Annotated in this window: 19 protein-coding genes; 8 read left to right on the forward strand and 11 right to left on the reverse strand. The window is 72.6% G+C overall.

The window, feature by feature from the left end:
* The 7 genes from ACFWZ5_RS33845 to ACFWZ5_RS33875 all read right to left on the reverse strand — a co-directional run.
* Positions 1-395 (reverse strand): ATP-binding cassette domain-containing protein (locus tag ACFWZ5_RS33845; RefSeq protein WP_384891696.1); only part of this gene is annotated, 395 nt, incomplete at its 3' end.
* A complete protein-coding gene (locus tag ACFWZ5_RS33850) occupies positions 388-1,317 on the reverse strand; it encodes an ABC transporter permease (protein ID WP_384795976.1) in 930 nt (309 codons plus the stop codon). The genes ACFWZ5_RS33850 and ACFWZ5_RS33845, both read right to left, overlap by 8 nt.
* 95 nt (positions 1,318-1,412) lie before the next feature.
* The gene (locus tag ACFWZ5_RS33855; protein WP_384795998.1) at positions 1,413-2,258 is read right to left on the reverse strand and encodes a glycosyltransferase family 2 protein; all 846 of its coding nucleotides are present in this window, start codon (positions 2,256-2,258) and stop codon (positions 1,413-1,415) included.
* A gap of 44 nt (positions 2,259-2,302) precedes the next feature.
* A complete protein-coding gene (locus ACFWZ5_RS33860; protein ID WP_384795974.1) occupies positions 2,303-3,082 on the reverse strand; it encodes a CDP-alcohol phosphatidyltransferase family protein in 780 nt (259 codons plus the stop codon).
* Positions 3,060-4,124: an iron-containing alcohol dehydrogenase family protein gene (locus ACFWZ5_RS33865; protein ID WP_384795972.1), complete on the reverse strand. Its 1,065-nt coding sequence runs from the start codon at positions 4,122-4,124 to the stop codon at positions 3,060-3,062. Before ACFWZ5_RS33865 ends, ACFWZ5_RS33860 begins: the two co-directional genes overlap by 23 nt.
* Entirely contained in the window at positions 4,112-4,864 is a 753-nt protein-coding gene (locus ACFWZ5_RS33870; protein ID WP_384795970.1) for a sugar phosphate nucleotidyltransferase, read from the reverse strand. The genes ACFWZ5_RS33865 and ACFWZ5_RS33870 overlap by 13 nt, the downstream gene beginning before the upstream one ends.
* Positions 4,861-6,657, reverse strand: coding sequence for a DUF5941 domain-containing protein (locus tag ACFWZ5_RS33875; protein WP_384795996.1), 1,797 nt, complete (start codon positions 6,655-6,657; stop codon positions 4,861-4,863). The genes ACFWZ5_RS33870 and ACFWZ5_RS33875 overlap by 4 nt, the downstream gene beginning before the upstream one ends.
* A 263-nt stretch (positions 6,658-6,920) precedes the next feature.
* Between ACFWZ5_RS33875 and galE the strand changes: the two genes are divergently transcribed.
* The 4 genes from galE (at position 6,921) to idi (ending at position 11,319) form a co-directional block, all read left to right on the forward strand.
* Complete coding sequence (galE, locus tag ACFWZ5_RS33880) at positions 6,921-7,913, forward strand: UDP-glucose 4-epimerase GalE (protein ID WP_384795968.1); 993 nt, start codon at positions 6,921-6,923, stop codon at positions 7,911-7,913.
* 186 nt (positions 7,914-8,099) lie between these two features.
* The gene (locus tag ACFWZ5_RS33885; RefSeq protein ID WP_384795966.1) at positions 8,100-9,032 is read left to right on the forward strand and encodes a cation diffusion facilitator family transporter; all 933 of its coding nucleotides are present in this window, start codon (positions 8,100-8,102) and stop codon (positions 9,030-9,032) included.
* A gap of 245 nt (positions 9,033-9,277) precedes the next feature.
* Positions 9,278-10,600, forward strand: coding sequence for a GNAT family N-acetyltransferase (locus ACFWZ5_RS33890; RefSeq protein ID WP_384795964.1), 1,323 nt, complete (start codon positions 9,278-9,280; stop codon positions 10,598-10,600).
* 125 nt (positions 10,601-10,725) lie between these two features.
* Positions 10,726-11,319, forward strand: a complete 594-nt coding sequence (gene idi, locus ACFWZ5_RS33895; protein ID WP_384795962.1) for an isopentenyl-diphosphate Delta-isomerase — start codon at positions 10,726-10,728, stop codon at positions 11,317-11,319.
* Positions 11,320-11,350: 31 nt separating this feature from the next.
* On the opposite strand, the gene ACFWZ5_RS33900 is transcribed toward idi, so the two are convergent.
* Positions 11,351-11,827 carry an ATP-binding protein gene (locus ACFWZ5_RS33900; protein ID WP_384795994.1) on the reverse strand — a complete coding sequence of 159 codons (477 nt, stop codon included), beginning with the start codon at positions 11,825-11,827 and terminating at the stop codon, positions 11,351-11,353.
* Between the two features lie 128 nt (positions 11,828-11,955).
* On the reverse strand, positions 11,956-12,672 hold the full coding sequence (locus ACFWZ5_RS33905; protein WP_384795960.1) for an HdeD family acid-resistance protein: 717 nt from the start codon (positions 12,670-12,672) through the stop codon (positions 11,956-11,958).
* A 74-nt stretch (positions 12,673-12,746) separates the two neighbouring features.
* Here ACFWZ5_RS33905 and ACFWZ5_RS33910 point away from each other — a divergent pair, with 74 nt between their 5' ends.
* Entirely contained in the window at positions 12,747-13,517 is a 771-nt protein-coding gene (locus ACFWZ5_RS33910) for an enoyl-CoA hydratase/isomerase family protein (RefSeq protein WP_384795958.1), read from the forward strand.
* Here the strand turns inward: ACFWZ5_RS33910 and ACFWZ5_RS33915 are convergent.
* The gene (locus ACFWZ5_RS33915; protein WP_384795956.1) at positions 13,495-14,139 is read right to left on the reverse strand and encodes a DJ-1/PfpI family protein; all 645 of its coding nucleotides are present in this window, start codon (positions 14,137-14,139) and stop codon (positions 13,495-13,497) included. The two genes, ACFWZ5_RS33910 and ACFWZ5_RS33915, sit on opposite strands and share 23 nt — an antisense overlap.
* Positions 14,130-15,146 (reverse strand): GlxA family transcriptional regulator, encoded by a 1,017-nt coding sequence (locus ACFWZ5_RS33920; protein ID WP_384795954.1) that lies wholly within the window; start codon positions 15,144-15,146, stop codon positions 14,130-14,132. Before ACFWZ5_RS33920 ends, ACFWZ5_RS33915 begins: the two co-directional genes overlap by 10 nt.
* A 133-nt stretch (positions 15,147-15,279) precedes the next feature.
* Between ACFWZ5_RS33920 and ACFWZ5_RS33925 the strand changes: the two genes are divergently transcribed.
* From ACFWZ5_RS33925 to ACFWZ5_RS33935, 3 genes are all read left to right on the forward strand, one after another.
* Positions 15,280-16,173 (forward strand): hypothetical protein, encoded by an 894-nt coding sequence (locus ACFWZ5_RS33925; RefSeq protein ID WP_384795952.1) that lies wholly within the window; start codon positions 15,280-15,282, stop codon positions 16,171-16,173.
* 155 nt (positions 16,174-16,328) lie between these two features.
* Positions 16,329-16,472, forward strand: a complete 144-nt coding sequence (locus ACFWZ5_RS33930; RefSeq protein WP_384795950.1) for an LPFR motif small protein — start codon at positions 16,329-16,331, stop codon at positions 16,470-16,472.
* 65 nt (positions 16,473-16,537) lie between these two features.
* Positions 16,538-19,018, forward strand: a complete 2,481-nt coding sequence (locus ACFWZ5_RS33935; RefSeq protein WP_384795948.1) for a Tex family protein — start codon at positions 16,538-16,540, stop codon at positions 19,016-19,018.
* Positions 19,019-19,046: the final 28 nt, after the last annotated feature.

Consider the following 19,046-nt stretch of genomic DNA (forward strand, 5'->3'; position numbering starts at 1 on the left):
CCCATCGCGAGCCCGCCGAGTATGACGTTCCGCTCCCCGGTCAGATCGTTCATCAAAGCCGCGTTCACGCCCAGGAGCGAGGGCTGGCCGTCGGTGTAGACCTTCCCGCGCTCGGCCGGAAGCAGCCCCGCGATGGCCCGCAGCAGCGTCGACTTGCCCGAGCCGTTCGACCCGATCAACCCGATCGCCTCACCCCGGTACGCCGTGAAGCTCACCCCACGCACCGCATGCACCTTGCGCACACCCGGCGACTCGCCCCGCCGGATGATCCGGCTCAGCGCCGCCGTCGCACTGCCCTTGCCCGTCCTGCCGCCGTTGACGCGGTACACGATGTGCAGCTCGTCCGCGATGACGGTCGGCAGGTGCCCCCGGCCCGCGTTCTTGTCCTCAGCCACGGCCGTACCGCTCCTCTGCCTTCCAGAAGTAGACGAAGCCGCCCAGGGCGACGAGCACGGACCAGCCGAGGGCGACCGCCCAGACGTGCGGCGGCAGGTTCTCGGAGCCGTAGCCGTCGATGAGCGCGAAGCGCATCAGGTCCATGAAGATGGCCGCCGGGTTCCACTGGAGGACGTCGGCGATCCACGCCGGCTTGTCCTTCAGCATCACCGGGATGGAGAACATCACGCCGGACGCGTACATCCACGTACGCATCACGAACGGCATCAGCTGGGCCAGGTCCGGGGTCTTGCTGCCCAGGCGCGCCATGACGAGGGCGAGGCCGGTGTTGAAGAGGAACTGCAGCGCGAGGACCGGCACGATCAGGAGCCAGGACAGGCGCGGATAGCTGCCGAAGCCGATCGCGACCAGGAACAGCACGATCATCGAGAACAGCAGCTGCTGGAGCTGCTGGAGCGAGAACGAGATCGGGAGCGAGGCCCGCGGGAAGTGCAGAGCCCGCACGAGGCCCAGGTTGCCCGAGATCGCCCGCACGCCCGCCATCACCGAGCTCTGCGTGAAGGTGAACACGAAGACGCCCGTGACCAGGAACGGGATGTACACCTCGCGGGACATGCCGCGGTCGGCCTTGAGGATCAGGCCGAAGATCAGGAAGTAGACGAGCGCGTTGAGCAGCGGGGTCGCCACCTGCCAGAGCTGACCGAGCTTGGCCTGGCTGTACTGGGCGGTCAGCTTCGCCTGCGAGAAGGCGAGGATGAAGTGCCGCCGCCCCCACAGCTGGCGGACGTACTCCATAAGTCCCGGACGGGCGCCGCTGACAGCCAGACCGTACTTGGCTGCCAGGTCGGCGGGGGAAAGCCCGTCGTCGGGCGACGGGGGCGCGGTCACCGCGACTCCACCGTCCTGCGTTGTCTCACTCACGAGTGGAAACTTTCGTCTTCAAGTGCACGGCCGGTCGGGCGTAGGTAGGTGCCACCGACCGGGATACGGCCCGAATGTTCTCAGACCCGAGCTTGTCAGATGACAGGAGGTCGGCCCAGTCGTGTCAGGCGCCACACCGTACGCCACTTCATGGGGCGACGCGGCCCGCTCGGGCTGGTCCAGCCCTCCTTGAAGCCGCCGAACCAGGCCTTCAGGGCGGGCCGCGAGGGGCGCCGGGCCAGGGTCAGGAGCAGCCACACGCCCAGGTACACCGGCACCAGGAGGGCGGGCAGGTTGCGGCGGGCGAGCCAGACGCGGTTGCGGGCGACCATGCGGTGGTAGACCGCGTGCCGCGAGGGGGCCGTGGTCGGGTGGAACAGGACCATGTCCGCGCGGTAGTCGATCATCCAGCCCGCGTCGAGGGCCCGCCAGGCGAGGTCGGTCTCCTCGTGCGCGTAGAAGAAGGCGTCGGGCAGGCCGCCGACCTCTTCGAGGACCTTGGTGCGCACGGCGTTGGCGCCGCCGAGGAACGTCGTCACGCGGGAGGAGCGCATCGGGTCGGAGGCGCGCAGGCGCGGCACGTGGCGGCGCTGGGTCCGGCCCGTGTCCGGGTCCGCGATGCGGAAGCTGATGATGCCGAGCTCGGGGTCGGCGGCGAAGGCCTCGCGGCACAGGCGTGCGGTGTCCGTGTGCGCCAGGAGGCCGTCGTCGTCGAGGAACAGCAGGATGTCGACGTCGCGGCCGCCGGGGCCGAAGGCCTCGATGCCGACGTTGCGGCCGCCGGGGATGCCCAGGTTCTCGGGCAGTTCTACGGTGCGTACGCCCGCGGGGACGTCGGGCACGGGCGCGCCGTTGCCGACGACCACCACCTCGACCCGGTCGCCCTCCTGCTTGGCGACCGAGTCGAGCAGGGCGCGCAGCTCCTGCGGGCGGTTGCCCATGGTGATGACGACCGCGCCGACCTTCGCGTGCTGGGCCACGGTGCTCACTTCAGCCTGCTCGACGCGAGGATGGACACGAGGTGGAGCAGGGTCTGCAGGAGCGCGATGCCGGCGAGGACGGCGACACCGAGGCGCGAGAAGAACAGGTCGCCCCTGGCCTCGTCCACGATCGCGATCACCAGGATCAGCAGGGACGCCTCGATCCCCAGGATGAGGCGGTGGAACTTCAGCGCGGCGGCGGCCTTGCGGGCCAGGGCCACCCCGGACGCGCGCGGCACGGACGCCGACTCCTGGACCGGCGGCAGGCCCTGCTGGTGCCGGGCGACACCGACGAGGTCGGTCTCGGCCTTGATCAGGATCGCGCCGAGGGCGGCCAGGGTGCCGAGGAAGGCCCACAGCCAGTCGATGCGCCCCGAGCCCCACAGGTCGGCGGCGCGCAGGCCGAAGCCGACCAGGACCGCGGCGTCGCACAGATAGGCGCCGACGCGGTCCAGGTACACCCCGGACATCGAGTACTGCTTGCGCCAGCGGGCGATCTCGCCGTCGACGCAGTCGAGCAGCAGGTAGAGCTGGACCGCGACGACGCCGAGCACGGCGCCCCAGATCCCCGGTACGAGCAGCGCCGGGGCGGCAAGGACGCCGGCGACGGTCATCAGATAGGTGAGCTGGTTGGGCGTGATCCTGGTGTTCACCAGGTAGCGGTCGCAGCGCAGCGAGATCTCTCGCATGTACAGGCGTCCCGCCCAGTGCTCACCGCTGCGCCGGTCCTTCACCCCCGCGGGGTGAACGACGGGCCGGAGTTCAGCTACCGATGGCCTTGGCATAGTCGGCGTATGCGTCCTTGATCTGGTCGTTGTTCAGACTGAGGTGCTCGAGGATCGTGTAGCGGCCCGGACGGGTCTGCGGCGCGTACTCGACGACCTGGACGAACTCGTCCACGGTGAAGCCGATCTCCTCCGGCAGGACCGGCAGGCCGTGGCGGCGCAGGACCTCGGCCATCTGGCCGGACTCCTCGCGGGCGCCGCGCAGGTGCATCGCGAAGGCCGCGCCGAGGCCGACCTGCTCGCCGTGGCTCGCCGCCCGCTTGGGGAACAGCAGGTCGAAGGCGTGGTTGATCTCGTGGCAGGCGCCGGACGCCGGGCGGGAGTCGCCCGAGACGGACATGGCGATGCCGGTGAGGACCAGGCCCTCGGCGAGCACTTGGAGGAAGCCGTCGTCGCCGACGCCGCCGGGGTGGCGCAGGACCGCCTCGCCCGCCTGCCGGGCCATGGCCGCGGCCAGGCCGTCGATCGTCTCGCCGGTCTCGCGGTTGGCGAGCTCCCAGTCGGCGATGCAGGAGATGTTCGAGACCGCGTCGCCGATGCCGGAGCGCACGAAGCGGACCGGTGCCTCCCGCACCACGTCGAGGTCGATGACGACCGCGATCGGGGTCGGCACGCCGTACGAGCCGCGGCCCGCGTCGTTGTCGAGGGTCGCGACGGGCGAGCACAGGCCGTCGTGCGCGAGGTTCGTCGCGACGGCGACCAGGGGCAGGCCCACGCGTGCCGCGGCGAACTTGGCGCAGTCGATGATCTTGCCGCCGCCGAGGCCCACGAGCGCGTCGTAGCGGCCCTTCTTCAGGGCGTCGGCGAGCTTGATCGCGTCGTCGAGCGTGCCGCCGCCGACCTCGAACCACTCGGCGTTCGGCAGCGAGGGGGCGAGGCGCTCACGGAGCACCGCGCCCGAGCCGCCGCTGATGGCGACGGCCAGCTTGCCGGTCGCGGAGCAGATCCGCTGGTCGGCGAGGACGCTCGCCAGATCGTTGAGCGCCCCCGCCCGGATGTCGACGACGACCGGCGAGGGGATGAGCCTCGTCAGTACTGGCACGCGATCTCACGTCCCTTGGCGAGGTCGTCGTGGTTGTCGATCTCGACCCACTTGACGTCGCCGATGGGCGCGACGTCGACCTTGAAGCCGCGGTTGACGAGCTCCTGGTAGCCGTCCTCGTAGTACAGGTCGGGGTCGCGCTCGAAGGTGGTCTTCAGGGCGTCCGCGAGCTCGTCGGCGGCCTCGCCCTCGATGAGCGTGACGCCGATGTACTCGCCGGTGGCCTCGGCCGGGTCCATCAGCTTGGTGATCCGCTGGACGCCCTTCTCGGGGTCCACGATGACCTTCATCTCCTCGTCGGCGAGGTTCTTCACCGTGTCGAGGGCGAGGATGATCTTCTTGCCGTCGCCGCGGGCGGCGAGCAGCGTCTTCTCGACGGAGACCGGGTGCACGGTGTCGCCGTTGGCGAGGATCACGCTGTGCTTGATGGCGTCACGGCCGCACCACAGGGAGTAGGCGTTGTTCCACTCCTCGGCCTTGTCGTTGTCGATCAGGGTGAGCTTCAGGCCGTACTTCGCCTCGAGGGCGGCCTTGCGGTCGTAGACGGCCTCCTTGCGGTAGCCGACGATGATCGCGACCTCGGTCAGGCCGATCTCGGCGAAGTTCTTCAGGGTGAGGTCGAGGACGGCCAGCTCGTTCTCGGTTCCCTCGCCCACCACGGGCACCAGCGCCTTCGGCAGCGTTTCGGTGTAGGGGCGCAGACGCCGGCCGGCGCCGGCGGCCAGGACGAGGCCGATCATGCGGGTTCTCCTTCATCGTGTACGGCGGGTGCGCCACGGTTGTGCGCGGTCACCCAGAAGCGGATGCTCTCGACGAGCACCACAAGGGCCACGGCCACGGCGAGCGCCGTGAGCGCGACGGTGAAATCTGTGTTTGTCAGCAGGGCCGCGGCCACCGTGACCACGAACGTCCTGCCGTCGTGCCCGCCGATCGCCCGCACCAGCCAGCGCGGGGGCGCAACGACACCGCGAATGCGGTACACGGTGTCGTAGTGATGGTAGGCGACCGCGGCCACCAGGCCGAAAGCCGCGGGAAGGGCTCCGTTCACGTCCGCTTTGGCCGCCAGTACCAGAACGGTGCCGTACTCGGCGGCGCGGAAGAACGGCGGAACCAGCCAGTCGAGGGCGCCCTTGAGGGGGCGCGCGACGGCGAGGCCGGAGGTGATCACGTACACGGCGGCGCCGATGACGGGCCACGGGCTGCCGTACGGGGCGAAGGCGGCGGTGCAGACGACGACGGCGCCGCCGATGAAGGCGAGGGCCGGGGCGAGCACGGGGACGCCCTTGAGCGCGGCGAACGCGGCGGCCATCGGCCCGGTGTCGGCGAGGTCGGCCAGGGCGGTGGCCGCCCGGTCCGTGCGCTTCGCCTTGCGGGTCAGGGAGCGCAGGACGCGGCCCGCGGTGGTGTAGCAGGCGGCGAGCCCGCAGCCGATCAGGAGCACGACGAACGTGATGCGCGGGGTGGTGAGCGCGGTCAGGACCGCGATCAGGGCCCAGCGCTCCCCGATGGGCAGGACGATCATCCGGCGCGCCCACACCGTCCAGCCGCGGCTGTCGAGCTTGTCGGAGAGGGCGGCGGTGGGGCTGGTGTTGGCGGTCGCGTCGTGGTTGGCCTCGTTGAACGAGAAGTCCACGACGTGGCGGCAGGTCTGCAGGATCATCGCGCCGAGCGCGAGCGCCCATACGTCGTCACTGCCACCGCCGCGGGCCGCGCCGAGCGCGAGGCCCGCGTAGTACGCGTACTCCTTGGCCCGGTCGAAGGTCGCGTCGAGCCAGGCGCCGAGCGTCGAGTACTGCAGGGAGTAGCGCGCGAGCTGGCCGTCGGTGCAGTCGAGGACGAAGGAGAACAGGAGCAGGAAGCCGGCCGCGACGAAGCCGCCGCGGGTGCCGGTGGCCGCGCAGCCCGCCGCGATCAGCGCGACGAGGAGCGAGGCCGTGGTGACCTGGTTCGGGGTGAGCCCGCGGCGCGCGCACCAGCGCGCGATGTAGCGGGAGTACGGGCTGATGCAGTAGGTGGTGAAGAACCCGTCGCGCGCCTTGACCGCGCTCTTCAGGCGTACGGCCTCGTCGTCGACGGAGGCGACGGCCTGCCGCGCGGTGTTGCGGGCCTCGGGGTCGTCCGGCACGACGGCGACGAGCGTGCCGAGCTCGGGCCGGTGCACGTCGGCGCCGTCGGCCTCGATGGCGGCGGCGATCTTGTCGGGCCCGACGGCGACGGCGGTCGTGCCGCCCGTCCCAACTGCCGTGCGCAGCGCGCGCGTCAGGGCTCCGCGCGCCTCGGGCTTGACGGCGACCGCGCCGGGCACGGCGGACGCGGCGAAGCGCGGGTCGGTGAGGCCGAGGCGCAGCGCGTGGACATGGCCCACGAAGCGGGTGTCGACGACGGCGACGCGCTGGTCGGCGGGGACGGCACGCGCCAGGGCCTCGGCGTCGGCCGCGTCCAGGGCGGTCCGCACGTCGAAGCCCAGGGACCGCAGATCGCCTTCGAGCGGCGAACCGGGCACCGGCCGGCCGGTGAGGATGGCGGTCGACAGACGAACTCACTCCTTGATTCCCGGCGCGGCTCGCGCGGGCACGTGCGTGACGGGGGGACCCCCGGCTAGGCGTCTCGGCGCGGCCGGGCGGCATGTCGGCAGAGGCTATCGGATGAATGGAAGCGGGCGTTCACCGCCCGTTCACGCTCCGATCAGCGCGGTCTGCGTGGGCTTCGGGCGCCACGATCATCATGGTCGATGGCGGCCCGCGGCCACAAACCGCGGGGGCTCCAATCGCCCAAGCCCGCCTAAGGTGGACGCCCATGACATGGCTGATCACAGGTGGAGCGGGATATATCGGGGCACACGTGACACGGGCCCTGGCCGGTGCGGGTGAGCCGGTCGTCGTTCTGGACGACGTGTCGTCCGGGGTGCCGGAACGGCTGTCGCCGGACATTCCTCTCGTACGGGGCTCTTCGCTCGACGGGGACCTGGTACGGCGCGTGTTCACCGAGCACGCGGTGACGGGGGTGGTGCACCTGGCGGCGCGCAAGCAGGTCGGGGAGTCGGTGGAGCAGCCGCTGCGCTACTACCGGGAGAACGTCGGGGGCCTGGTGACGCTGCTCGAAGCGGTGGCCGAGGCCGGGATCGACCGGTTCGTCTTTTCCTCGTCGGCGGCGGTGTACGGCAATCCGCCGCTCGCCGACGCGCCGGACGCCCTGGTCTCCGAGGACACCCCGTGCGCGCCGGTCAGTCCGTACGGCGAGACGAAGCTGGCCGGCGAGTGGCTGGTGCGGGCGGCGGGGCGGGCGCACGGGATCACGACGACGTGTCTGCGCTACTTCAACGTGGCCGGTGCCGAGCGCCCCGAGCTCGCCGACACCGGGACCTTCAACGTGATCCCGATGGTCTTCGACCGGCTCACGCGTGACGAGGCGCCGCGCGTCTTCGGCACCGACCACCCGACGCCCGACGGCACCTGCGTGCGTGACTACATCCACGTGAGCGACCTCGCCGAGGCCCATCTCGCCGCCGCGCGCCGCCCGGCCGCGCCCGGCACCGATCTGACGGTGAACATCGGCCGCGGCGAAGGTGTTTCCGTACGCGAACTCCTCACCGTCATCGGCGAGGTCACCGGGGACCGGCGCGCCCCCGTCCTCGAGCCGCGCCGCCCGGGGGACGCCCCGCGCGCCGTGGCGGACGCGCGCCTGGCCGCCAAGGAGCTCGGCTTCACGGCCCGGCGCGGGGTGCGCGAGATGGTGGAGTCGGCGTGGGCGGGCTGGTGCCTGCGCCACCCGGAGGCCCGGCGCGGCTAGCCCGGCGGGCGGCCGGAGCCGTCGCGTCGGCGCTCTGACCTGCGCATCGTCACTCTCTTCATTTTCGCAGGTCAGAGCATATGACAACGGTGTTCAGAAGCATCTTGCATATACCCCCCACCCGTAGTTGACTGTGATCGCGACCACGGAGACGACCGACGACCATCGACACGGAGGACCCGCGCCATGGGGGCTGGACACGACCACGGCCACGCACCGCCCGCGGGCGGCACCGCCACATCCGCGTACAAGGGCAGGCTGCGCATCGCGCTGACGATCACGATCACCGTGATGGTGGTCGAGATCGTCGGCGGCATCGTCGCGGATTCGCTCGCACTGATCGCGGACGCGACGCACATGGCCACGGACGCGCTCGGCCTCGGCATGGCCCTGCTCGCGATCCACTTCGCGAACCGCCCGGCGAGCGAGAACCGGACCTTCGGCTACGCCCGCGCCGAGATCCTCGCCGCGCTCGCCAACTGTCTGCTGCTCTTCGGCGTCGGCGGCTACGTCCTGTACGAGGCGATCGAGCGGTTCATCACGCCGTCCGAGACCGAGGGCGGCCTGACGATCATTTTCGGCCTGATCGGCCTGGTCGCGAACCTGGTCTCGCTCTCGCTCCTGATGCGCGGCCAGAAGGACAGCCTCAATGTGCGCGGCGCCTTCCTCGAAGTGCTCGCGGACGCGCTCGGCTCGGTCGCGGTGCTCGTCTCGGCCGCCCTGATCCTGCTCACCGGCTGGCAGGCGGCCGACCCGATCGCCTCCCTCGTGATCGGACTCATGATCGTCCCGCGCACCTGGAAGCTGCTCCGCGAGACCCTGAACGTCCTGCTCGAATCGGCCCCCAAGGGCGTCGACATGGCCGAGGTGCGCGCCCACATCCTGGCCCTGCCCGGCGTCGAGGACGTCCACGACCTGCACGCCTGGACCATCACCTCGGGCATGCCGGTCCTGTCCGCGCACGTCGTGGTGAGCTCCGAGGCGCTGAGCGCCATCGGCCACGAGAAGATGCTGCACGAGCTCCAGGGCTGCCTGGGCGACCACTTCGACGTCGAGCACTGCACGTTCCAGCTGGAGCCGGGCGGCCACGCACAGCACGAGCCGCGGCTCTGCCACTGACCGTGCCGCCCGTCACCGACCGTGCCGCCTGTCACTGACCGTGCTACCGTGGCCAATGACTTTGACGACGGAGAAGGAGGTGGGTTGATGACTGTCGCGGTTCGCGCTGCCCTGCGCAGCGACGCGTGCATCCCCACTTCCCGGGCCCACGGCTGACCGTCCTTTCAGCACGTTCCGTACGGCTTTCGCCTACGTTCCGTACGTTCCGTCACGGCGGCCGGGCCCTCACACTCAAGGGTTCTCCGTTGACTCAGCACGACATCCAGAACGCGATCACCAACGCCTTCTTCGCCCTGCACCACGGCCTTCCCCGGCAGGGCCCCGGCTCCGACGCCACCACCCGCCGGCTGCTCGCCCTCGTCGGTGAGCTGCCGCGCCGTCCGCGCGTCCTCGACCTGGGCTGCGGCCCCGGCCGCTCCGCGCTGCTGCTCGCCGCGGAGGCGGGCGCCGAGGTGACGGCCGTCGATCTGCACGAGCCGTTCCTCGACGAGCTCCGCACGGCCGCGCAGGCCCGCGGGCTCGCCGACTCCCTCCACACCGCGGCCGCCGACATGGCCGAACTGCCGTATCCGGACGGGTCGTTCGACCTCGTCTGGGCCGAGAGCTCGGCCTATGCCATCGGCTTCGACACCGCCCTGCGCTCCTGGCGCCGACTGCTCGCGCCCGGCGGCACCCTCGTGCTCACCGAGTGCGAGTGGACGACCGAAGCCCCCTCCGAGGCCGCACAGGCCTTCTGGGACCGGCACTACGCGCTGCGCACCGGCGAGCGGAACACGCGCGCCGCGCTCGCGGCCGGGTACTCCGTGCTCGGCACGGTCCCGCAGCCGGAGTCCGACTGGGACGAGTACTACGCCCCGCTGCGGGCCCGCGCCGACGCGGCCGACCCGCAGGAGCCCGGCATGGCCGAGGCGCTCGCCGCCACCCGCGAGGAACTCGCGATGCGGCGCGACCACGGGGCGGAGTACGGCTACACCGGGTACGTCCTGCGCCCCGCGGGCGACTCCTGGCGCACCCGCCCCGAGGCAGCGTCCGGCGCCGACCGCGCGGGCGTGCACGCCGTGAACGCCGCGGCCTTCCCCACCGAGGCGGAGGCCGACCTGGTGGACGCGCTGCGCGTGGACCCGGACGCGTGGCTCGACGGCCTGTCGTACGTCGCCGAGGCTCCCGGCGGCGCGGACGGCGACACCCCGGGCGACGACAGCGCGGGCGGGGAGATCGTGGCGCACGCCCTCATCACCCGCTGCCAGGTCGACGGGGCACCGGCGCTGTGCCTGGCGCCCGTGGCCGTGCTCCCGGAGTACCAGCGCACGGGAGCGGGTTCGGCCGTCGTGCGCGCCGCCCTGAACGGCGCGCGCGCCCGTGGTGAGCGTCTGGTTCTCGTCCTCGGCCATCCCGACTACTACCCGCGGTTCGGCTTCGTCCCGGCCTCGCGGTACGGGATCCGGCCAAGTTTCGACGTACCGGACGAGGCGATGATGGCGCTCGTCCTCGACGGCCCCGACGGCCCCGGCGGTTCCGGGCCCGTGCCGCGGGGCACGATCGCCTATCCGGCGGCGTTCGGCGTCTGACCCGGCCCTCTCCGCGTGTCCCGTCCGCACCCGACGCGGACGGGACATGCGGGGCCCCCGGAGTGCCGGGCGAGTCCGGGTCGTACGGCAGACTTGGGAAACCGAGACCGAAGCGAAGGATGGGTATGCCGATCACACCTGCCACCGCGGCGCACAGCTCGTCGAACGGCACCGGAGAGACAATCATGCTCGAGCTCGTCGACGAGGACGGCAGGACCATCGGCACGGCGGAGAAGCTCGCCGCCCATCAGGCCCCCGGGCAGCTGCACCGGGCGTTCTCCGTCTTCCTCTTCGACGAGCAGGGGCGGCTGCTGCTCCAGCAGCGCGCGCTCGGCAAGTACCACTCCCCCGGCGTCTGGTCCAACACCTGCTGCGGGCACCCCTATCCGGGCGAGGCGCCGTTCGCCGCGGCCGCCCGGCGCACCTTCGAGGAGCTCGGCGTCTCGCCGTCGCTGCTCGCCGAGGCGGGCACGGTGCGCTACAACCACCCGGACCCGGAGTCGGGCCTGGTGGAGCAGGAGTTCAACCACCTGTTCGTCGGCCTGGTGCAGGCCGAGCTGCGCCCGGACCCGGAGGAGGTCGGCGCGACGGCGTTCGTGACGGCGCCGGAGCTGGCCGAGCGGCACGAGAAGGACCCGTTCTCGGCGTGGTTCATGACCGTCCTCGACGCGGCGCGTCCGGCGATCAAGGAGCTGACGGGACCGGGCACGGGCTGGTAGCCCCTGCCACGGGCGGGCAGCGCGCCCGGTCCTAGGCGAGCGTGGGCTTCAGGGGCAGGGCCGCCCAGATGACCTTGCCCCCGCTCGCCGTGTGCTCGACGTCGCACGCGCCGCCCGCCTCGCGGGTGATCTCCCGGACGAGCAGCAGTCCGCGCCCGCCGGTCTGGCCGTGGTCGGCCACCAGGGCGGTGGGGCGGTAGGGGTGGTTGTCCTCGACGGACACGCGCACCCACTCGGCGCCGACCGCGACCTCCACGGCGAGCGTCGGCGACAGGAGCGCCGCGTGCCGCACCGCGTTGGTGACGAGCTCGGAGACGATGAGCAGCAGGCCCTGCACGAGGTCGTCCGGCGCCGGGACGCCCTGGCGCGCGAGGAGGTCGCGCACCGCGTGCCGCGCCTGCGGCACCGAGGCGTCGACGGCGGGGGCGGTGAACCGCCACACGCCCTCGTACGGCACCTGCCCGCCGCCCCGAGGGAGTGGGCCCGGCCCCCTCCCGTCGTTCTCCATCGCCCGGTCCCCGCCCTCGCGCTCGATTGTCACCACACGTCGAGTGTGGGAACGCGCTGGTCCGTACCGCGCTACTGACCAGAAGTCAGCGACTATCGACGGGATTTGATCGACGTCGTATGACGGCGTCAGTTGTGCGACTGCTCCTGGCTCGGTTGTGCCGCCTTACCGGGTTCTTCAGGTTGTAGGGCTTCTTGCCCGTCCTGGGCCCGGCCGTCCGGGGCCCGTTCCCCGCCCGTGCGGTCCGAGACGAGGCTGATGATGCGCCGGGCGCCGATGCCCGTCGCGAGCAGGCCGAGGCCGTCGAAGAGCAGCGCGAGCGAGAAGAAGCAGCCGATGACGTACTGGCTGCTGCTCGGCCACTCGGCGAGCACGAGGACGCCGAGGAGCACCCCGAAGGCGCCCTGAAGGAGCGTCACGGCCATCTGCGGGCCGCGCACCACCAGGCTGCCGACGAGCCGGAACACGCCCCCGGTGAGGAAGAGCAGCGCCGCGAACATCGTCAGCGCCTCCGCCGCGACGTCCGGCCTGCGGATGACGACGACGCCCGCCGCGAGGTTCAGCGCGGCCACCACCACGCCGAGCCAGAAGAAGTTCGTGCCCCGCGACTGCACGGCGTGCAGCAGCGCCACGATGCCGCCGACGAGGAGCAGCCAGCCGAACAGGAGCATCGAGGTGAGCGTGGCGACACCCGCGTAGACGAGGCCGACGAGGCCCGCCACGGCCAGGATCGCGCCGAGCAGCGCCAGCCAGCCGAAGCTGCGGCGCAGGGCACCCGGGTCCGCGGTGCCGGTGGAGTCGGGCTCCTGGGCCGCCCGGCCCCGGGAGGGTTTGCGTCCGAACATGAGCGCCTCCGTACGCTGCGCGAAGCCGCCCCTTCTTGATCGTACGTTCGGGGGGTGCGGATAGCATCCGGCGCATGGAGCCGCAGCTGAGGCAGGCCGTCGCGGACGGCGTCGCCACCGTCGTGATCGATCACCCGGCCAAGCGCAACGCCATGACCACGGACATGTGGCGGGGCCTGCCGCCGCTGCTCGACGCGCTCGCCGCGGATCCGGCGGTGCGGGCGCTCGTGCTGACCGGGGCGGGCGACACGTTCTGCGCGGGCGCCGACATCTCCTCGCTGCGTACGGAGCCGGGGCTCGCCCAGGAGCTCGCGGTGCGCGCCGAGGACGCCCTCGCCGCCTTCCCCAAGCCGACGCTCGCGGCCGTGCGCGGGTACTGCGTGGGCGGCGGGTGTCAGCTGGCGGCGGCCTGCGATCTGCGGTTCGCCGACGAGGGCGCCTCGTTCGCGGTCACGCCCGCGAAGCTGGGCATCGTCTATCCGGCGTCGACCACGCGCCGTCTCGTGGCGCTCGCCGGCCCTTCGACGGCCAAGTACCTGCTGTTCTCGGGCGAGTCGATCGACGCGGAGCGGGCGCTGCGCACGGGGCTCGTGGACGAGGTGCTGCCCGCCGGCGATCTGGACGCGCGCGTCAAGGAGTTCACGCGTGTGCTGGCGTCGCGCTCGCTCCTGACGCAGGCGGCGGCCAAGGAGTTCGCGTCGGGCCGCACCGACCGGGACGCGCACTGGGCGCGGCAGCAGCGCGAAAGCGGCGACACCCCCGAGGGTGTCGCCGCCTTCCTGGAGCGCAGGCAGCCGCGCTTCACCTGGACCGCCGCGGCCGCTACGCCCCCTGAGCGGAGCTGAACCGGCTCTTGTCGCGGAACATCTCGACGAGGTGGGCGGGCGCCTTCTCGGGCGAACCCGCGTCGTAGGGCGGCTGCGGGTCGTACTCGGTGATCAGCTGGATCGCCTGGGCGCGCTCGTCGCCCGCGATCCTGCCGACGAGGGCGAGGCCCATGTCGATGCCGGAGGACACCCCGGCCGCCGTGACGTACTTGCCGTCAAAGACCACCCGCTCCCCCGTCGAGCGCACGCCGAGCTTCTCCAGCTCGCCGAGGGCGAGCCAGTGGGAGGTCGCGCGGCGGCCCTCGAGGAGTCCGGCGGCGGCGAGGGCCAGGGATCCCGTGCACACGGACGTCGTCCAGGTGCTGGTGGCGTCGGCGGTGCGCAGCCAGCCGAGCAGCGCCTCGTTCTCCATCTGGTCGCTCTGGCCGGGGCCGCCGGGGACGACCACGACGTCCGGGCTCGGCACCTCGGCGAAGGTCTTGTCGGCGACGAGCGCGAGCCGTCCGCTGTCGTCGCGCACGGGCCCGGTGCGCTCGGCCACGAAGACGACCTCCGCGCCCTCGATGCCGCCGAGCGTCTGGTAGGGGCCGATGGCGTCGAGGGCGGTGAAGCGCTCGTACAGGGCGATGGCTATCTGCATGCGGGCTCCTTGGTGGTGGGATGGGTACGGGGTGCGGGTGGCGGGCCGTGGAAGCGGCGGCGGTACTCGGCGGGGGCCGTGCCGAGCGCCTTGACGAACGCGCGGCGCATGGCCTCCGGAGTGCCGTACCCGCAGGCGCGCGAGACCTCCTCGACGCCGCGCGCCGTGTCCTCCAGGAGGCGGCGCGCGTGCTCGACGCGGACGCGCTCGACGTACTTGCCCGGCGTCGTCCCGGTCTCCGCCTGGAAGGCGCGGGCGAAGTGGCGGGGCGAGAGCCGGGCGCGGGCGGCGAGGCTGTCGACGGAGAGGTCGCCGTCGGGGTGCTCGGTGATCCACTGCTGGACCTCGCGCAGCGGCTCACGGGTCGCCGTCTGCGCGGACAGCTGCGCGCTGAACTGCGCCTGGTTGCCCGGCCTGCGCAGGAACACGACCAGGTAGCGGGCGATGGTGAGGGCCACGTCGCGGCCCAGGTCCTCCTCGACGAGGGCGAGCGCTAGGTCGATGCCCGCGGTGACGCCCGCCGAGGTGGCCACGTTTCCGTCGCGTACGTAGATGGGGTCCGGGTCGACCTCGACGGCCGGGTGGTCGCGGGCGAGCGTGTCGCAGTACGCCCAGTGGGTGGTCGCGCGGCGGCCGTCGAGCAGGCCCGCCCCCGCGAGCAGGATCGCTCCGGTGCACACGGAGACCAGGCGCTCCACGCGCGGGGCGTGGGTGCGCAGCCAGGCGACCACGCCTTCGGTCTCGGGGTTCCCGGGGCGGGTGCCCGCGCCGCCCGGGACCAGCAGGGTGTGGGGCGCGGGGGCGTCCGCCAGGGCGGAGTCCGGGACCAGGGTGAGGCCGCTGGAGGTGCGTACGGGGGCGCCGTCGAGGGACGCGGTGTGCACCCAGTACGCGGTGTCGTGGCCGTGCTGGGGGTGGTTCGCGCCGCCGAACACCTCCACGGGTCCGGTGACATCGAGGCTCTGCACGCCGTCGAAGAGGACGACGAGGACGGTTCGCTGCGCCATGCCCTTGATTCTTCGGGCAGGCGGGGGCGGCCGCAATGACGGGGAGCCCACCTTTCCTGCCATCCGGCCGGTGCCGGTACGTGGTCCCGGGCCCGCCCTTCACGTCATACCAACCAGTCGGTAGCGTACGGGCATGACCTCTCCCACGACCTCACCGGCACCCGGTGCGGGGCTGCACCCGCGCGCGGGACGGCGCTGTCACAGCGTGCTCAACGCCCTCCACTCCACCCACTACTTCGCGCCCGACCTGGGGCGGGAGCTGGGCGCCCTGGGGATCACGCACCCCAGGGCCGTCAACTTCGCCGCGCGCGCCGCCGCCCTCGGGGCCGTCGGCGCCGGGACCGTGACCGCGACGTTCTTCAGCTACCGGCCCGAGACCGTCGCGCAGCACGTGCCCGCGATCTGGCGGATCGCCGCCCCCGAGGACATCCTCGCGGCACGTCTGCGCGCCGTCGACACGACGCTGCGGCGGCTGCTCGGCGACGCGGCCGTCACCTCTCCGGAGATGGCCGAGGCCGCGCGGCTCGCGCTGCGCGCCACGGAGGCGTGCACGCCCAGCGCGCGCCCCCTGTACGCCGCCCACGCCGACCTGCCCGTGCCGGACGAGCCGCACCTCGCGTACTGGCACGCCGCGACCCTGCTGCGCGAGCACCGCGGCGACGGACACCTGACCGCGCTCCTGGACGCCGAACTCGACGCCGTGGAAGCGCTGGTGAGCCACACCGCGACGGGCAGGGGCATGACGCCCCGGCGGAACCTCGCCACGCGCGGCTGGGCGCAGGAGGACTGGGACGCGGCGGTGGCGCGGCTCCAGGAGCGCGGACTCCTGGACGCCGAGGGCGAGTTGACCGAGGCGGGCGTCGCGCTGCGGCAGCGGGTCGAGGAGCACACCGACCGCCTCGACCGGGCCCCGTACGCGCATCTGGGCGCCGACGGCGTGGAGCGGCTCACGGAGCTCGGCACGGCGTTCGCCTCGACGGCGATGCAGGCGGGGGCGTTCCCGGCGGACCTGCTCGGCAAGGCGTAACCCCGGCCGGGGGCCCGCCCCGCTCGTGACCGGCGGCCGCGCGGCGCTCTCGCGACCCGCGGCCGCGCATGCCGCGCGCCTCCCGAGGTACCCGTGCGGCCCCGGCCCTTCGCCACCCCCTCCATCGCGGGTCGGGAGGCGAAGGGAGAATCCACGTGTTCCGTGCGATCGCGGATGTTCTGCGACAGATCGGCTCGGCGCTCGCCACCGTGGTCACGCTGCCGTTCCGGGCGCTGGCCCGGCTCTTCGGCGGAGCGTCCCGTTCCGGGCGACGGGGCGGACGGGGTCGCAGGGTCTGACCCCCGTTGTCGGTGCCACCTGCCACAATTGCCGGGCAACCTCAGTGAGAAGGCGGTACCGGAACGTGGCACCTGTGACGACGTCCACCCCAGCGTCCATCGAAAGCAGGATCGCCGAGGAACTCGGCGTACGGGAGCGGCAGGTGAAGGCCGCCGTGGACCTGCTCGACGGCGGGTCGACGGTGCCCTTCATCGCGCGCTACCGCAAAGAGGCGACCGAGATGCTCGACGACGCGCAGCTGCGCACGCTCGAGGAGCGGCTGCGCTATCTGCGCGAGCTCGAGGAGCGGCGGACCGCCATCCTCGAATCGGTGCGCGAGCAGGGCAAGCTGACCGACGAGCTGGCGGCCGCCATCCGCGCGGCCGACACCAAGGCCCGGCTCGAGGACATCTACCTGCCGTACAAGCCGAAGCGGCGCACCAAGGCGCAGATCGCCCGCGAGGCGGGCCTGGAGCCGCTCGCGGACGGGCTGCTCGGCGACCCGACGGTGGAGCCGCTCGCGGCGGCCGCCGCGTTCGTCGACGCCGACAAGGGCGTCGCGGACCCGCAGGCCGCCCTCGACGGTGCCCGCGCGATCCTCACCGAGCGGTTCTCCGAGGACGCCGACCTGATCGGCGAGCTGCGCGAGCGCATGTGGGTGCGCGGGCGCGTCGCCGCGAAGGTCCGCGAGGGCAAGGAGGAGGCGGGCGCGAAGTTCGCCGACTACTTCGACTTCGCCGAGCCGTTCACGGAGCTGCCCTCGCACCGCGTCCTCGCCCTGCTGCGCGGCGAGAAGGAGGACGTCCTGGACCTGGTCCTGGAGCCGGAGGAGCCCACGGACGGTCCTTCTTCGTACGAGGGGACGGTCGCCCAGCGCTTCGGGATCACCGACCGCGGGCGCCCCGCCGACAAGTGGCTCGCGGACACGGTCCGCTGGGCCTGGCGCACCCGCATCCTGGTGCACCTGGGCATCGACCTCAGGCTGCGGCTGCGGACGGCCGCGGAGGACGAGGCGGTGCGGGTCTTCGCTTCGAACCTGCGCGACCTGCTGCTCGCGGCCCCCGCGGGCACGCGCGCGACGCTCGGCCTCGACCCCGGCTTCCGCACGGGCGTGAAGGTCGCCGTGGTCGACGCCACCGGCAAGGTCGTCGCGACGGACACGATCCACCCGCACGTCCCGGCGAACCGATGGGACGAGTCCCTCGCCAAGCTGGCCCGCCTGGCCCAGGAGCACGCGGTCGACCTGATCGCGATCGGCAACGGCACGGCGTCCCGCGAGACCGACAAGCTCGCCGCCGAGCTGATCGCCAAGCACCCGGAGCTGAAGCTCACGAAGGTGATGGTGTCGGAAGCCGGCGCCTCGGTGTACTCGGCCTCGGCGTTCGCCTCCCAGGAACTGCCCGACCTGGACGTGTCGCTGCGCGGCGCCGTGTCGATCGCGCGCCGCCTACAGGACCCGCTCGCCGAGCTGGTGAAGATCGACCCGAAGTCCATCGGCGTCGGTCAGTACCAGCACGACCTGTCCGAGGTGAAGCTGTCCCGCTCGCTCGACGCGGTCGTGGAGGACTGTGTGAACGGCGTGGGCGTGGACGTGAACACGGCATCGGCGCCGCTGCTCGCCCGCGTCTCCGGCATCGGCTCCGGCCTCGCCGAGAACATCGTGGCGCACCGCGACGCGAACGGCCCGTTCCGCAGCCGCAAGGGCCTCAAGGACGTGCCCCGGCTCGGCCCGAAGGCGTACGAGCAGTGCGCGGGCTTCCTGCGCATCCGCGGCGGCGACGATCCGCTCGACGCCTCCAGCGTGCACCCCGAGGCCTACCCGGTCGTGCGCCGCATGGTGCAGTCGGCCGGTGTCGACGTCCCGTCCCTGATCGGCAGCACGGCGACGCTGCGCGCCCTGAAGCCCGCCGACTTCGTCGACGACACCTTCGGCCTGCCGACCGTCACGGACATCCTCAAGGAGCTGGAGAAGCCCGGCCGCGACCCGCGTCCCGCCTTCAAGACGGCGACGTTCAAGGAGGGTGTCGAGAAGATCTCCGACCTGACGCCGGGGATGGTCCTCGAGGGCGTCGTGACGAACGTCGCCGCGTTCGGCGCCTTCGTGGACGTCGGCGTGCACCAGGACGGTCTCGTGCACGTGTCCGCGATGTCCAAGACGTTCGTCAAGGACCCGCGGGACGTGGTGAAGCCGGGCGACATCGTCAAGGTGAAGGTCCTCGACGTCGACGGGGCGCGCAAGCGGATCTCGCTGACGCTGAGGCTGGACGACGAGGCCGTCGCGGGCGACGCCGCCACGGACGGCGGGGGTCGGCGCGGCGGGCGCCCGCCGCAGCAGCGCAGGGAGGGCGGGGGCGCCCGTCAGGGCAAGGGTGGCCAGCAGGGCCGCGGTGGCCAGCAGGGCCGCGGTGGCCAGCAGGGCCGGGGCGGCACTCAGCAGGGCCGGGGCGGTGGCGGTCAGCAGGGCCGGGGCAACCGCGGCGGCCAGCGGCAGGCGCCGCCGCCCGCGAACGACGCGATGGCCGAGGCGCTGCGCCGCGCCGGTCTGGTCGACCCGAACCGGCGCTAGACGCTAGGCGCTAGGCGGAGCGGCGGAG

It is taken from the genome of Streptomyces sp. NPDC059003, assembly GCF_042740445.1.
Lineage (GTDB): Bacteria > Actinomycetota > Actinomycetes > Streptomycetales > Streptomycetaceae > Streptomyces.